Genomic DNA, 15,099 nt, shown 5'->3' with positions numbered 1-15,099 from the left:
ATTATTATGAGCAAGAAAACCTCGGCTTTTAAACCCGGACGAGGGTGAATCTATGAGCGAATATCAAAATATACAATGCCGTGCGGTCCTCGTCGAGTCAGACTCGACTCCGGGCCTAACCACGGACTTTAGTCCGTGTGTAGTTTATTTCCACTGATGCAAGGGCGCCCAAGTTTTGATTCCTACTCAAAAAAAAGAATCTCCTATATTTTGACAATTAAAAATAGAGGAAAATCGATCGAGGCAATACTTAAAAATATCGAGGGGCTTTTGAACTCATCAGATGAGTTAATAGTTGTTGATAGCTTGTCTAAAATTGATCCTGCTGCATTTATGAAAAAATACAGAAAACTTGTAAATGTGTATATTTCCGAACCTGATATAAGCCCTACACATGCCTTCAACAAGGGGATCATGCTAGCGAGAGGAAAATATATCAAAAATATAAGCGACGACGATATTATTTATCCGGAGGCGATGGAAAAAGCCATTAAGGTTCTGGGAAAAAATAAGGATATCGATCTATTAATCTGCGGTGGATCAAAAATGATCGGCAGAAACATAAGACAAGTTTATGTTCCTCCGGGTATTGAATACGGCAAAAATTACGAGGACTTTTTCAATTATGGTGCATGCGGAGTTGGGTTTATAACGAGGCGAAGTTCCATCCCCTTAATCGGCTTATATCCATCAAGAGTAAGTTCTGACGTCGCTTACGCCCTCCAATCCTTAGAGAGAGGAGGGAAAGTTAGATTTTGCAGGGTTAACCTTTTTGTGCATAAAGTAAAGGCGAACAGCACAATAATTAAGAATTCAAAATTTGCAGAGCGTGATTCTTATGAACTGATGAAACAATATTGTTCGGCTAAGTTTTATTATACATTTCGGATTAAAAACTATTTAAAGTCAAGATTTAGAATGTTTAGATCGAGTGTCGAAAGAAGTCCTCTTTTAAGGGTTCTATTGTTCCCAATCAGGGTAGTTATGATAAAGAAAAACCTCGGAACGAAAATGCCTATTTTACGCTGGGATGGGGATTTTAGTTAATTTCTTCAAAACTTATTTTTTGCAAATTTACTAATTTTAATTACTTTTTTGTATTTTTGTTAGGATCAACAGACTAAATAAAGTTGCCATATTGCATTTTAATTGCCTCTGTACTATTGTAAGTAAAGTTTACAACTTCATACTTCAATGCCGAAAGCTTCAGTAACCTCAAACAGAAAACTACAGATCGGCGATAGATTAATTTCGGACGGCTCGGATTGTTTTGTTGTTGCAGAAATTGGGAATAACCATCAAGGAGACATCGAAACTTGTGAAAGAATGTTCGAGATGGCGAAATTCTGTGGGGTCGATGCGGTAAAACTTCAAAAGAGAAATAATAGATTTTTATACACTCAAAAATTTTTTAACTCCCCTTATAATAGCGAAAATGCCTTCGGTCCGACTTATGGTTTACACAGACAGGCACTAGAGTTCGGTAAACGTCAGTATCTCCATTTAAAAAGACATGCAAAAAAACTTGGACTAATTTTTTTCGCGACGGCATTCGACCACAAAAGCGCTGACTTTCTCGAAGACATCGACGTCGACTGCTTTAAGATAGCTTCAGGCGATATTACAAATACTCCCCTACTTTCATACGTCGCCAAGTTTAAAAAACCTATGATTGTCAGTACGGGAACGGGCACACTTGATGACGTCAGACGGGCTTACGAGACAATTGTCAAATACAATAAAAAACTAGCAATTCTACATTGCACTGCTGTTTACCCCGCTCCGGCTCACTTATTGAACCTAAAAGTTATAGAAACTTACCGGAGAGAATTCCCAGATATCGTTATTGGTTTTTCAAACCATTTTAATGGTATTTCTGTTGACCCCGTCGCTTATACGATGGGAGCGAGAATTATTGAAAAGCATTTCACGCTTGACAGATCGATGAGGGGAACAGATCATGCTTTTTCTTTGGAACCCGTTGGCATGAAAAAATTGGTCAGGGATCTGAAAAGAGTTAGAGAGGCTTTAGGTGACGGGATAAAGAAGGCGTATGAAGAAGAGGAAGGGGGCAAGCAAAAAATGGGTAAAAGTGTCGTTGCCGCACGAAAACTCTTGGCGGGACAGAAAATAAAACAGGACGATCTTGCATTTAAATCCCCTGGAACAGGTATTCCGCCTTACCTCGCCGAAGAATTTTACGGAAAAGTATTGAAAGTAAATTTGAGACCTGATCAAGAACTTACGCTCGAGTATGTCTAAACGACAGCTTGTTGGTGTAAGGGCCCGGGAAGTCAAACTTGTAGTTTTCGATTTTGATGGCGTTTTTACAGACAACACTGTTTGGGTATTTGAAGACGGCAGCGAGGCGGTTAGGTGTAATAGATGCGACGGAATCGGCCTTTCTAAGCTACGCAAGGCAGGGATATTGTCCTGGGTTATTTCAAAAGAGAAAAATCCTGTAGTTAGGTTGAGGTGCAGAAAGCTAAAGATACCATGCTTGACCGGTGTAGATGAAAAAAGATTAGCTCTCGAACAATTATTGAAAAGGTTAAACATAGAACACAAAAATACTGCTTATGTCGGAAATGATATTAATGATCTGGAGTGTATGACTGCAGTTGGACTTCCAATTAGCGTCTCAGACGCATACGAAGAAGTAAAGGCTGTTTCTCTTTACATCACGCAAAAAGCCGGGGGTTTGGGTGCGGTTAGGGAAATATGCGATTTGATAGTCACTTCTAAAAATGGCAGTTCTTAATCTTTTTAATCTGGAAGGGAAAGTGGCCGTTGTTACTGGGGCCCTTGGGCTTTTGGGGCCTGTTTGGTCGAGGGCCCTTCTGGAAGCTGGGGCAACAGTTGTTGGTGTGGATCAGAAATATGCGGTGATTCCAAAAACTTTTTCGCTCCTACAGGAAGAATATGGCAATAAGTTAGGTCTTTTAAGGGCAGACGTTTTAAACAGAAAACAAGTTGAAAAAGCATTTTTAGATTGCAAGACAAAGTTCGGTCTTCCTTTAATTCTTGTTAATAACGCAGGAATTGACCAACCTCCGACGAAAGTTCAGGAGGGATACAAATTTGAAGATATACCATACGAGATAGGTGAAAAAATATTGACAGTTAATGTCCTCGGCGCTTTTTTAATGATTCAAGTTTTTGGAAGCGAAATGGCGAGGGCAAAAAAAGGATCAATAATTAATGTTGGTTCGCTGTACGCTTCGGTTTCCCCTGATCCACATTTTTATGATCATATAGATGTGGATCCTCCATTTTTGAAACCACCTATGTATGGCCCCTCTAAGGCGGCTCTTTTGAATTTGACAAAATATGTTGCTGTGATGTGGGGCAAATATAACGTCAGGGTAAATGTGATTTCTCCAGGTGGGGTTTTCAATAATCAAGACAGACGTTTTGTTAAAAAATTTAACGCTCGGGTTCCCTTGCGTCGCATGGCTCGAAGTGAAGATATCGCAGGCCCATTAGTTTTTATGGCCTCTGACGCATCTCGTTACATCACAGGAGAAAATATTAAAGTTGATGGTGGCTTTACCGCTTTATAGTCTTTTTTAAAGTATGGTTTATCCCAAGAAAATCTTTCACTTTGTAGGTAATAAGGAAATTACTTCTGCTTCAGAACGTTTTTTTTCAAAGATAAACCCAGATTCTGGAAGAGTTATTGCGGATGTTGCAAGAGGAAATGGTCAGGATGTTGATAAGGCTATTACTGTAGCATCAAAGGCACTTGATGGTTGGAGAAAAATTTCAGTTGTCGAAAGATCATTAATTTTAAGAAACGCGACTGTAATTATGGGTCAGAGGAGAAAAGAGATTGCGCAGATCGTGTCTGTTGAAACAGGCAAATCTTTGAAAGATGCTTTGGGGGAAGTATTGGCTGCAGTTGAGCTTGGTTTTTTTATAAGCGGTGAGGGGCGAAGATTTTACGGGAGGACTACAACAAGCGCGGTCTTAAATCGTTTCGCGATGACAGTACGTTCCCCTATTGGGGTTTGCGCCCTCATAGTTGCCGCCAACACCCCCATTGCTAATGTCGCATGGAAGGCTTACCCCGCTCTTCTGTGTGGAAATGCCGCTGTTATGAAACCATCGGAAGATACCCCATATACCGCTATTTGGTTTGCAAGGGTGCTAAAAGAGGCGGGGTTACCATTAGGTATTTTCAATGTAATACTGGGATTTGGTGAGGAAGCCGGTGTAGCTTTAGTTGAGGATAGCCGAGTCGACCTTGTAAGTTTTACAGGTTCTGTTCCTGTCGGAAAGTATATTCAAAGTACTGCTGGAGAAAGACTTGCAAAGGTTTGTCTTGAGCTTGGAGGAAAAAATCCTTTTGTAGTTTGCGATGACGCTGACCTTGACGCAGCCTGCGATGCTGCTGTTCTTTCCGCTTTTTCGAATGCAGGCCAAAGGTGTGCCTCCGGAAGCAGGATTATTGTTTTTGACAATGTTTATGAAAAGTTTAAGAAGATGTTGGTTGTAAAAACTAAGAATTTGAAATTAGGGAACTCTGATAGTGATGATTTAGGCCCTGTTATAAATAGCGGACAGCTAGAACAAATGCTGCTTGCCGTAGAGAAGGCTAGAAGTGAAGGCGTAAGAGTTTTATGCGGAGGATTACGACTTGTCGATTCCAGTCATAAAAATGGGTATTATATGGTGCCAACGATTATTGAAAACGCGAATGAGAGAGCTAGTATTTCGCAAGACGAGCTTTTTGGGCCCATCACCATTCTTTTTAGGGTGAAAGATTTTGCAGAGGCCCTAAAGCTTGCAAACAATTCAGTTTATGGTTTGACTGCTGCAATTCACACTAAAAGCATTGATCGTGCTGAAGTTTTCAGAAGCGAAATACAAGCGGGTGTTATTTCGATAAATGGGCCAACTCATGGTAGCGAGCCTCACATGCCTTTTGGCGGATTTAAAAATTCCGGCAATGGGTTCCGGGAACCTGGAACGGAGGCACTGGATGTTTATTCGGAATGGAAAACTGTTTATATAAAACATGACCCAGAAAATATCTAAAGGCAAAAATTTAAAAGTGCTTGGAGTTGTCGGCGCCAGAAGCGGGTCGAGAAGTATTCCGAATAAAAACATTAAACCACTTTTGGGAAAACCGCTTATGGCTTGGATTATTGAGGCCGCTAAAAGATCAAAGTATATTACACGCTTGGTACTTTCTACTGATAGTCATAAGTACGCAAAAATTGGGAAAAATTATGGGGCCGAGGTCCCATTTTTAAGACCGAAGAAGTACGCCGGCGATCGGGCGGATGATATTACCTATCTTACTCATGCGGTTCGATGGCTTGAAAAAAATGAGGGTTGGATCCCTAATATTATTTTGCGTCTCCCCCCTACTGCTCCACTTTGTAGGACAGACTCTATTGACGCATGTATCGAGCTTTTGTTAAATGACAAAAAAGCAACTTCCGCAAGAACTATTAAAACTGCCCCTAAACATCCTTACAAGCTCTGGCGTGTTGACGGCGTGGAATTAAAACCTTTTGTGCCGAAAGAATTAACAGGTTTTAATGAGCCTTCTAATATTGCCAGACAACTCTTGCCGCAGGCGTTTGCCCATGTAGACGTTATTGCCGTAAGATACGAAACTTTAATGAAAGATAAATTGTTAACTGGTAAACGCATAAGGTTTGTGATGCTTGATGAGAACAGTTCTGTTGATATAGATAATGAAATTGATTTTCAGCTCGCAGAGCTAGTTTTAAAAAATAACTTGTAAATGCCAAAAAAGGATTCGAAATATAATAGAAAATTATCATATACTCCAATAGGTGAAATTAAGCGAATAAAATCGCGAGTAAAAAATCCCAAACATTTTTGCCAGATACTTTCTGATATTTTTAGAATAAATACTCTTTATATGATAGAGAGAGCTGGATCTGGGCACGTCGGAACCAGTTTTAGCTCAATAGATATAGCAACTTGGTTGTGGCTTCATCAACTTAAGTTTCCAAACGAATGGCAGAGGAACAATTTTGATATTTATTTTTCCTCGAAAGGTCACGACGTTCCTGCTCTATACAGTATATTGATTGGCAGTGAACGAATTTCTTTTAATTTTATCCATAAATTAAGGGAGGTTGATGGCCTTCCAGGTCATCCAGATGTGAATACGCCTTATATTGCTGCAAATACTGGTTCTTTGGGGATGGGTGTTTCGAAAGCGATGGGAATGGTGAAGGCAAGGAGAATGGACGGTAAATCCGGGAAGGTTTACGTTATGTGTGGCGATGGAGAATTGCAAGAAGGCGCTTTTTGGGAATCGCTTCAACCTGCCGTAAACGGAAAATTTAATGAGATCACGGTAATTGTCGACCACAATAAAATCCAATCCGATACCTGGGTTAGAGACGTTAGTGATCTTGGAGACCTAGAAGGTAAATTAAAAGCGTTTGGTTGGGAAGTTGAAAGATGCAGCGGTCATGATTTTGGCCAGCTTAAGAGAGTGTTTGATAAATTTGCAAAGGTCAAGAATAAACCACAAATCCTAATTGCCGATACGGTAAAAGGCAAGGGTGTTTCGTTTATGGAAAAGGTGGGAGAAGACGGATATTACAAATTTCACAGCGGGGCGCCTGCTATTGAAATTTATTTGAGTGCGCAAAAGGAAATCGCAAAAAGAATAAATTTGAAACTGGAGAAATTTGGGCTGAAGGCAATTAAATTTGACACAACAGATCTGCCCGTAAGAACTGTTTTTGAAAAACCACAAAGGTTAGTTACAGCGTATGGGGATGAACTTGTAAAAATTTCAAGAAGAAATAAAAACATCATAGCCATGGACGCGGATCTGGTTTTAGACACCGGACTTATACCGTTTAAAAATAAATTCCCGCAAAGGTATATTGAGTGCGGAATCGCGGAACAACATATGGCTTCTATGGCCGGAGGACTTGCGTTGTCAGGGAAGTTGCCCGTTGTTCACTCTTTTGCTTGTTTTTTATCTACAAGACCGAATGAGCAAATTTACAACAATGCGACGGAAAATACAAAAATTATTTATGTTGGGTCGCTTGCTGGTCTTGTTCCCGGTGGTCCCGGTCACTCCCATCAAAGTGTGAGAGATATTTCAACTCTCGGAAGCATACCTAATCTTACAATCATTGAACCTTCGTGTGAGCAAGAGGCTCGAATCGCCATAAGGTGGGCGGTCGAAAAAAATAGCGGAAGCACCTATATAAGGCTCGTCAGCGTCCCTTGTCAAATTCCTTACAGTCTACGTGCAAATTATCATCTCCAAAAAGGTCGTGGAGTTGAGATTTTGAAGGGCCACGATGTCGCTATTATTTCTTATGGTCCTGTGATGCTTAGTGAAGCATATAAAGCTGCCCGTAGCGTTGTTGCTCAAAATTTGTCTGTTGGCGTGTATAATTTACCCTGGCTAAATGAGATTGATAGCAACTGGCTGAAAAAGGTTGTTGCAAAATTCCCGGTAATTTTTACAATAGATAATCACTATTTGAAAATGGGTCAGGGGGACATGATTGCTTCTGCGATTTTAAAACTTAAGGTGCGGCCTGAAAAGTTAATTTCACTTGGCTTGAAAGAAGTTCCCGTGTGCGGCCAAAATTTGGATGTTTTGAAACACCACCAATTAGATTCTGGCTCGATAGCGAAATTAGTTAAAAAAGTTTTAGACAAGAATGGCAAAAATTAAAACGGTTATTCTTTGCGGAGGCATAGGTTACAGGTTAAAAGAGGAAACAGAATTTAAACCAAAGCCTATGGTCGAAGTCGGCGGAAGGCCAATTCTCTGGCACATTTTGAAAATGTACTCACACTGGGGGTTTAATGATTTTATCATTGCCCTGGGATACAAAGGTAACTTAGTAAAAGATTATTTTATAAATAAGAAATACTACGATAACGACTTCACGATAAATACTTCAACGCATAAGGTAAAGCACAAGAACGGTTTGCTGGAGAAAATGAATATTACCTTTGTCGACACTGGCCTTGAATCGAAGACAGGTGAGAGGTTAAGAAGAGTTAAGAATTATATAGATGGGAATTATTTTATGGTGACTTATGGTGACGGGCTTTCCGACATCAACATCCGCGATTTAGTTAAATTTCATATGCGTAAAAAAACACTTGGGACCGTGACTGGTGTTTATCCGCAACTCAAATATGGAGGTCTGGATGCCAACGGAGACGGCCTAGTTAGCGATTTTGAGAAAAAGGCCAAGATAAGACAATTGATCAACGGAGGGTTTATGGTTTTTAAAAAGGGTGTGTTCAACTACATAAAACCAGATTCGATGATTGAAGAAGTTTTTGAGCCACTTGTTAGTAAGAGACAATTAGCTTTGTATGAGCATCGCGGATTTTTCCACGCGATGGATACTTACCAGGACATGAACGATTTAAACGAGATGTGGAGGGAAAATCCTGCCTGGAAAATATGGCGCTAAGGGGGAAAAATGTATTAGTCACCGGAGGCTGCGGTTTTTACGGAGGACATTTAGTAGAACGGTTGGTGAATCTGGGGTGCAATGTTTTTGTAACAGATTTGCTGATACACCCAAAATCTTATTTCCTTCAACAAAAGCTTGACGAGAAAGTAGTTTTTGAATATTGTGATATTGGGAATTTTGATCATATAAATTCCGTCATCACCAAAAATGAAATCGATTTGGTTTTTCATCTTGCTGCCGTAACTACAGTTGATGCCGCCTTTCATAACCCCCGGCAAACTGTTATTTCGAATGTTGTTGGTACCACAAATGTTCTTGAGTCTTGCAGGCTGTATGGAAAGGTGGAGGGCGTCTTGTTTACGTCAACAGACAAGGCATACGGCAAGCTGCCGAGGGTAAGTGAGAAAAATCCCATCTCGGGCGATCATCCTTATGAAGTGTCTAAGTCCTCAGCAGATTTAATTGCAAGGTCTTATTTTAAAACTTACAACTTGCCGGTTGTTGTCACGCGTTTTGGGAATGTCTACGGCGAGGGTGATTTAAATTTCAACAGACTAATTCCGGGAATAATGGAGTCTGTTGTTAAAAATAAAGAGTTAAAAATAAGAAGCAATGGAAAGTATATTCGTGACTATGTTTACGTAAAAGACGTTGTTGACGCCACATTGACTCTTGCGAACAATATATCAAAGGTACAAGGAGAAGCTTTTAATGTTTCTTCCCTTGAAAACCTTTCTGTTATTGACGTTGTAAAGCGTGTCGAAAACATTCTTGGTGAGAAAATCAAATATAGGATTCTTTCTACCGCTGTAAACGAAATACCGACCCAATCTGTAAATTTTAATAAAATAAGAAAAGCTTTTGGCTGGAAGCCAAATCACAACTTTAAAACTTCAATGGGAGACATATTAACATGGTATCGAGAGTATTTCGATCTTCATTAGTTTCCTTTTGAGGTGTACAATAGTTTTCCCGAGTTTTACAAAGTCGATGAGTAAGCGGATTAAGGTCGGAATAATTGGTACAGGAAACATCGGATCAGATCTTTTAATGAAGATTAGGAGGTCCAAACTTTTGGATTGTGGGATTTTTGCCGGACACAATATGATGTCCGAAGGAATAAAGAGAGCAAAGGCGATGGGAGTTAATACTTCTTACGACTCGATTAACTCGATTGTTAAAAATCCTGACTTTTGTGAGATAGTTTTTGATGCAACAAGCGCGGAGGCACATAAAGTTCACGCACCAATTCTTGCAAAGCTCGGTAAATTCACGATCGATATGACACCTTCAAGGGTAGGCAAAATGTGTATTCCGATTTTAAATTTAGAAGAAGGTCTGAGGGAAAAAAACGTAAATATGGTCACGTGTGGAGGACAAGCTACTACCCCATTGGTTACCGCCCTAATGAAGATACATCCGGAAATTGAATATGTAGAAATTGTTGCCAGTATTGCGTCAAGATCCGCTGGAATTGGCACTAGAAATAATATTGATGAATATACGCAAACGACAAGCGACGCGATCCAAAAATTTACACATGTTAAAGGCGCGAAAGCGATTATTATCCTTAACCCTTCCGAGCCGCCGATTGTGATGCATAACACGATTTTTGCAAAAGTCGCAAAACCGAAAATAAAATTAATCGAGAAAGAACTTAATAAATTTATTTTCGAAATAAGGAAGTACGTACCCGGATACAAACTAACGATGAAGCCAGTAACTGAAAATGGCCGTCTTACGTTTATGAACGAGGTTTTAGGGAGAGGAGATTTTTTACCAACTTATGCGGGTAATTTGGATATTATAAACAGCGCTGCTGTTTTAGTCGCCGAAGAATATGCCAAACGCAAGATCTGACAAAAAGAAACTTAGCCCGATTATTGTAGATTCAACACTAAGAGATGGTTCGCATGCTGTTTCTCACCAGTTTACGGCAGAAGACATTTCGAATTATTCAAAAGGTGCGGAAGACGCAAAAATACCAATTTTGATGGTTGGCCACGGAAACGGTTTGGGCGCCTCGAGTCTTCAGTTGGGTATCTCGCTTCTTTCGGATAATGAAATGTTAAGGGTCGCACGCAAGCAACTCAAAAATACAAAACTCGGCGCTTTTTTGATACCAGGGTTTGGAACGATCAAGGAAAATGTTGAACCTGCCATTTCTGTTGGAGTTGACGTAATGATGGTTGCCTGCCACTGCACGGAAGCTACAGTTACGAGGCAACATATTGAATACATCTGTGGACGTGGAATTACTGTTTATGGAGTTTTAATGATGTCGCACATGATCAGCGCCAAAGAACTCCTTGCGCAAGCCCTTTTGATGCAGGAGTATGGTGCATCTGGCGTTTTGCTTATGGATTCGGCGGGGGCTTATCTGCCGGGCGACGTTAGCGAGAAGGTAAAAACTTTAGCTAGCGGTCTTAAAATAGACGTCGGATTTCATGCACACAATAATCTTTCACTTGCTGTATGGAATACCGTGACGGCTCTTCTAGCTGGCGCTAAAATTCTTGATACATGTTCGCGGGGACTCGGCGCCGGAGCAGGAAACTGTCAATTGGAAGTCTTGGTTGCAGTGCTTTTCAAAATGGGTTATCCCATAGATCTCGACCTTTATAAGTTAATGGACAACAGCGAGGACATAATTGCAAAAATTATGAAAAAGCCTCAAATAATTAGTTCGATTTCCCTAACAAGCGGCTTAGCTGGGGTTTTTTCGGGCTTTGCGCCACACGCAAAAAGGGTAGCTGAAAGGTTTGGGGTTGACCCAAGGGATATACTAATTGAGCTTGGAAAACGTAAGGTAGTTGCGGGGCAAGAAGATATCATTATTGAGGTCGCAATGCTTCTTAAGCAAAAAAGGGTATTGAAAAAACAAATAGATTTGATCGAGGCACTAATTTGAAAAAGTTCGTTTTTTCTCGACCCGCTTCGCAAGCGGAGCGAGGCAAGCAGGTTCGAAAAAAGAAATAATGACGGTTGCCGATTATATCGTAAAATTCTTGTCAGATTTACTAGTTAAACACGTTTTTATGATAACGGGCGGTCAGGCTATGTTCTTAAATGATGCCGTGTATAAAAATAAAAAGATTGATGGGATTTTTGTCCATCATGAACAGGCAGCCGGCATGGCAGCCGAAGCGTACGGTCGTATTACCGGTAAACTTGGAGTTGCTATGGTTACAGCCGGGCCTGGCGCGATAAACGCATTAAACGGCGTTGTTGGCGCCTGGGTCGATTCTGCACCAATGATGGTCATCTCCGGCCAGTCTTCGCTTGCCAATGTTTCCTATATGCAAAAAACTAAAATTAGACAATTAGGCCTTCAGGGAATAAATATAGAACCGATTGTTAAGAACGTTACCAAATACTTTAAAACGTTAGATGATCCTTCAGATGTCAGATATAATCTGGAGGAAGCTTACCTGGCAGCAACGTCAGGAAGAAAAGGGCCTGTCTGGATTGAAGTTCCTCTCGACATTCAACGCATGGAAGTACCTGTAAAACTACTCAAGCAATACGAACAAAGCACCAATATGATATCTCAAGTCACAAGCTCTGAGCTTAAAAAGATTTACTCCGTTTTCAGCCAAAGCAAAAGGCCCCTTTTACTTGTTGGGCAGGGGGTCAGAATAGCAGGGGCTGAGGAAGAATTGAGAATTTTATATGAAAAGCTTGGTGTGCCGGTAGTAACCACAAGGTTGGGTATCGACCTTATCGAAAGCGATAATCCACTTTTTGTTGGGAGGCCAGGTCTTTACGCCGATCGAGCGGCAAATTTTGCGGTACAGAATGCTGATTTTATAATTTCTATTGGGGCGAGGTTGGATACCGGCATTGTGGGATACGATGCAGGTGACTGGGGAAGAAATGCTTTTAAAGTTTCAGTTGATGTTGATAAAAAAGAACTGGAAAAGCCAGGGGCAGATATAGACATTACGGTAAACACTGATGCCAAGAAATTTTTGAGCGAGTTTTTGCAAATTGGCAAATTTAACGAGCCTGGAAAACACGAGGCGTGGCGAAAAACATGTCAGGCGTGGCGAAAAAAATATCCTATGGTTTTACCAAGTTACAAAAAACAAAAGCTGGTAAACTCATATTATTTTACAGAGAAGCTTTCGGACTTAGCTTCTCGTGGGGATGTCGTAGTTGTTGACACAAGTTCTATTTTCCACGTTGCTTCCCAAACATGGATGATCAAGTCTGGTCAAAGATTTTTAACGACAGGCGGAATTTCGACAATGGGTTATTGGCCCGCCGGAATTGGAGCATGCATAGGTAGCGGCAAGAGAACCATAATCATTACGGGTGACGGTAGTTTGCAGATGAATATTCAGGAGCTGGCGACAGTCAAGCAAAATAAATTGCCAATCAAAATATTTGTCATAAATAACGGCGGTTATCTTTTAATTAGGCATACGCAAAAAACGCATTTAGGCGGGAGGTTTATGGGTGAGAGTCCGAAGAGTGGTTTGTTGTGTCCAGACTTAGAAAAAATTGCGCAAGCTTATGGCTTGCGTTTTGTTAAGATTCCGTCGACTACTGCAGTAGATGAAAAGATAAAAATGGCGCTCGAGGGAGATGATCCTGTTTTATGCGAAGTTATGTCGCCACATTGGCAATTAATCATACCGAGGGTCGCTTCTGAAAGAAGGCCAGACGGTTCTTTTGTGTCAAGACCTTATGAAGATCTTTTTCCTTTCTTAGAAAAAGACGAGCTTCTCCAAAATATGTCTTCTTCAAAGAAGGTTTAAAAACTAGCGTTATGCGGAAAATTTTTTTGAGTGGCGGCAGCGGGTTTATTGGGAAAAATGTTTTGGGAGGTCTTGGTGGCAAATATAATTTCTATTCACCTTCTCACAAGCAACTTAATCTTTTAGATTTCGAGTTGGTAAATAAATATTTTTCTAAATACGGGCCGTTTGATGCGGTTTTGCACACAGCAATAATTGGCGGTAATAGAATGACTGGTGACTCGAGAGAGTTTGCGCTGGATAGTCTCAGGATGTTTTTTAACCTTGCATCACAGGATAAGTATTTTAAACGTTTTTTTTACTTTGGCTCGGGAATTGAATACGGTAAAGAGAAACCTATCAGGCGCGCTGGTGAAGTCGATTTTGGAAAACTAGTTCCCGCGAGTAATTGGGGGTTGTACAAATATATTTGCGCAAAGTATGTAGAAGATTCTAACAAGTTTGTGAATTTGAGATTGTTTGGGGTTTTCGGGAAATATGAAGACTACAGAATTAGGTTTATTTCTAATTCTATATGCAAAAGTATTTTAAATATGCCGATTGATGTTAATCAGAATATTATTATGGACTATCTGTATATCGATGATCTAGTCAGAATTTTAGAGCTATTTTTGAAAACTAAACTCAAATATAAAACTTACAACATAACATCTGGGAAGGGTACAGACTTGATAACTGTTGCCAAAAAAATTAATTCGATCTCAAAAGGCGAAGTTCCAATAAGAGTACGTAAGACTGGCTTATCCCCCGAATATACGGCTTCCAATTTGCGACTCAGAAATGAGTTTAGGGATATAAAGTTTACAGACATTAATGAAGCAATAAACATGCTGTATGAATGGTACTTTAAGCGTAAAGACAAGATTAAAAACAAAGATTTGATCAAGGATTATTTTTAAAGACCGATTTTTTTCCTAACAATAAAAGTCGGACGCTGTTTTACTTCGTCATAAATCCTGGATAAGTACTCCCCTATCACGCCCAATATTAAAAATAGCATCCCGAATAAAAATCCCATCAGAACGACTATCGTTGTGACGCCGGGCTGCCCCCTACCAACAATTAAAAATAGGCTTATTTGGTACAAGATTAACAAAAAAGAAACTAGCGACAGGCAAAAACCAAGAAATGTAACCAATTTTAACGGTGCGTAAGAAAATGAAAAAATTCCGTTTGCCGCAACTTTCAAAACTGTTAGGAAGTCGGCTTTTGACTCCCCCGCGAATCTCGTTGCCCTTTCGTAATTAACTCCAGTTTGAGAAAAACCTGTCCAAATTATGATTCCTCTTAAAAACTTGTTTCGTTCGGGCATTCCTTTAACGGTTTCGGTGACTTTTTTATCAATCAATCTGAAGTCTGAAACGTTTTCAGGAAATATATTTCCTGTGGATAGATTGAGTATCTTATAAAATAAAATTGACAAAAACTTTCTGGAGAAATTAGTATCTGCCCTTTGTTTAATTACTCCGTAAACAATCTCATAGCCTTGCTCCCATTTTCTCAGAAATTTTGGAATAACTTCCGGCGGATCCTGTAAATCGGCCGTTGTAATGACAACGGCGTCACCGTTTGCAAAGTGAAGACCAGCGACAATTCCCGCATCCGCGTTACCAAAATTTTTGGAGAGTTGAAGAATCTTTACTCTTTTATCGATTTGACGTAACTTGTTTAGTTTTTCAAATGTAGAATCTGTTGACCCATGCTCGACAGCTATGATTTCGAAATCATACTTTTTTTCTCTGGTAAATAGTTGCTTAAATCGTCTGTGGAGTTCTTTTACGTTTTGTTCTTCGTTAAAGAGTGGAATAACAATACTTATTAACTTTTTGGATTTTTTCATGCACGAGAGCAGTATTGCTATAATAATGGCCTTAAGAAGA

General features: G+C 40.0%; 14 protein-coding genes. 13 read left to right on the top strand and 1 reads right to left on the bottom strand.

All coding sequences use genetic code 11. From position 1 onward, the window contains the following. The first annotated feature begins 210 nt into the window (after positions 1-210). The 13 genes from NUV69_04235 (at position 211) to NUV69_04175 (ending at position 14,118) form a co-directional block, all read left to right on the top strand. Positions 211-1,047: a glycosyltransferase family 2 protein gene (locus NUV69_04235; protein ID MCR4324865.1), complete on the top strand. Its 837-nt coding sequence runs from the start codon at positions 211-213 to the stop codon at positions 1,045-1,047. A gap of 147 nt (positions 1,048-1,194) precedes the next feature. Further along, positions 1,195-2,262: an N-acetylneuraminate synthase family protein gene (locus NUV69_04230; GenBank protein ID MCR4324864.1), complete on the top strand. Its 1,068-nt coding sequence runs from the start codon at positions 1,195-1,197 to the stop codon at positions 2,260-2,262. Further along, entirely contained in the window at positions 2,255-2,761 is a 507-nt protein-coding gene (locus tag NUV69_04225) for an HAD hydrolase family protein (GenBank protein ID MCR4324863.1), read from the top strand. Before NUV69_04230 ends, NUV69_04225 begins: the two co-directional genes overlap by 8 nt. After that, a complete protein-coding gene (locus tag NUV69_04220) occupies positions 2,748-3,563 on the top strand; it encodes an SDR family oxidoreductase (GenBank protein ID MCR4324862.1) in 816 nt (271 codons plus the stop codon). Before NUV69_04225 ends, NUV69_04220 begins: the two co-directional genes overlap by 14 nt. Before the next feature lie 13 nt (positions 3,564-3,576). Then, a complete protein-coding gene (locus NUV69_04215) occupies positions 3,577-5,040 on the top strand; it encodes an aldehyde dehydrogenase family protein (GenBank protein ID MCR4324861.1) in 1,464 nt (487 codons plus the stop codon). Next, positions 5,021-5,758: an acylneuraminate cytidylyltransferase family protein gene (locus NUV69_04210; GenBank protein ID MCR4324860.1), complete on the top strand. Its 738-nt coding sequence runs from the start codon at positions 5,021-5,023 to the stop codon at positions 5,756-5,758. The genes NUV69_04215 and NUV69_04210 overlap by 20 nt, the downstream gene beginning before the upstream one ends. Beyond that, entirely contained in the window at positions 5,759-7,696 is a 1,938-nt protein-coding gene (locus NUV69_04205; GenBank protein ID MCR4324859.1) for a transketolase, read from the top strand. Continuing rightward, positions 7,683-8,453, top strand: coding sequence for a sugar phosphate nucleotidyltransferase (locus tag NUV69_04200; protein MCR4324858.1), 771 nt, complete (start codon positions 7,683-7,685; stop codon positions 8,451-8,453). Before NUV69_04205 ends, NUV69_04200 begins: the two co-directional genes overlap by 14 nt. Beyond that, entirely contained in the window at positions 8,444-9,400 is a 957-nt protein-coding gene (locus NUV69_04195) for a GDP-mannose 4,6-dehydratase (protein MCR4324857.1), read from the top strand. Before NUV69_04200 ends, NUV69_04195 begins: the two co-directional genes overlap by 10 nt. 46 nt (positions 9,401-9,446) lie before the next feature. After that, the gene (locus NUV69_04190) at positions 9,447-10,316 is read left to right on the top strand and encodes an acetaldehyde dehydrogenase (acetylating) (GenBank protein MCR4324856.1); all 870 of its coding nucleotides are present in this window, start codon (positions 9,447-9,449) and stop codon (positions 10,314-10,316) included. After that, positions 10,297-11,367 (top strand): 4-hydroxy-2-oxovalerate aldolase, encoded by a 1,071-nt coding sequence (dmpG, locus tag NUV69_04185; GenBank protein ID MCR4324855.1) that lies wholly within the window; start codon positions 10,297-10,299, stop codon positions 11,365-11,367. Before NUV69_04190 ends, dmpG begins: the two co-directional genes overlap by 20 nt. Positions 11,368-11,434: 67 nt before the next feature. Continuing rightward, positions 11,435-13,219, top strand: a complete 1,785-nt coding sequence (locus NUV69_04180) for a thiamine pyrophosphate-binding protein (protein MCR4324854.1) — start codon at positions 11,435-11,437, stop codon at positions 13,217-13,219. Positions 13,220-13,230: 11 nt separating this feature from the next. Next, a complete protein-coding gene (locus tag NUV69_04175; GenBank protein MCR4324853.1) occupies positions 13,231-14,118 on the top strand; it encodes an NAD(P)-dependent oxidoreductase in 888 nt (295 codons plus the stop codon). On the opposite strand, the gene NUV69_04170 is transcribed toward NUV69_04175, so the two are convergent. After that, the gene (locus tag NUV69_04170; protein ID MCR4324852.1) at positions 14,115-15,059 is read right to left on the bottom strand and encodes a glycosyltransferase family 2 protein; all 945 of its coding nucleotides are present in this window, start codon (positions 15,057-15,059) and stop codon (positions 14,115-14,117) included. The two genes, NUV69_04175 and NUV69_04170, sit on opposite strands and share 4 nt — an antisense overlap. Positions 15,060-15,099: the final 40 nt, after the last annotated feature.

This window comes from Candidatus Curtissbacteria bacterium, from assembly GCA_024654445.1.
Classification (GTDB): Bacteria; Patescibacteriota; Microgenomatia; order Curtissbacterales; family GWA2-41-24; genus JANLHP01.
This window is presented reverse-complemented; position numbering and strand designations above follow the sequence as displayed.

Coding starts and splice junctions, on each gene's coding strand:
- NUV69_04230 (MCR4324864.1), top strand. CDS start 1,195: ATGCCGAAAGCTTCAGTAACCTCAAACAGAAAACTACAGATCGGCGAT.
- NUV69_04225 (MCR4324863.1), top strand. CDS start 2,255: ATGTCTAAACGACAGCTTGTTGGTGTAAGGGCCCGGGAAGTCAAACTT.
- NUV69_04220 (MCR4324862.1), top strand. CDS start 2,748: ATGGCAGTTCTTAATCTTTTTAATCTGGAAGGGAAAGTGGCCGTTGTT.
- NUV69_04215 (MCR4324861.1), top strand. CDS start 3,577: ATGGTTTATCCCAAGAAAATCTTTCACTTTGTAGGTAATAAGGAAATT.
- NUV69_04210 (MCR4324860.1), top strand. CDS start 5,021: ATGACCCAGAAAATATCTAAAGGCAAAAATTTAAAAGTGCTTGGAGTT.
- NUV69_04205 (MCR4324859.1), top strand. CDS start 5,759: ATGCCAAAAAAGGATTCGAAATATAATAGAAAATTATCATATACTCCA.
- NUV69_04200 (MCR4324858.1), top strand. CDS start 7,683: ATGGCAAAAATTAAAACGGTTATTCTTTGCGGAGGCATAGGTTACAGG.
- NUV69_04195 (MCR4324857.1), top strand. CDS start 8,444: ATGGCGCTAAGGGGGAAAAATGTATTAGTCACCGGAGGCTGCGGTTTT.
- NUV69_04190 (MCR4324856.1), top strand. CDS start 9,447: ATGAGTAAGCGGATTAAGGTCGGAATAATTGGTACAGGAAACATCGGA.
- dmpG (MCR4324855.1), top strand. CDS start 10,297: ATGCCAAACGCAAGATCTGACAAAAAGAAACTTAGCCCGATTATTGTA.
- NUV69_04180 (MCR4324854.1), top strand. CDS start 11,435: ATGACGGTTGCCGATTATATCGTAAAATTCTTGTCAGATTTACTAGTT.
- NUV69_04175 (MCR4324853.1), top strand. CDS start 13,231: ATGCGGAAAATTTTTTTGAGTGGCGGCAGCGGGTTTATTGGGAAAAAT.
- NUV69_04170 (MCR4324852.1), bottom strand. CDS start 15,059: ATGAAAAAATCCAAAAAGTTAATAAGTATTGTTATTCCACTCTTTAAC.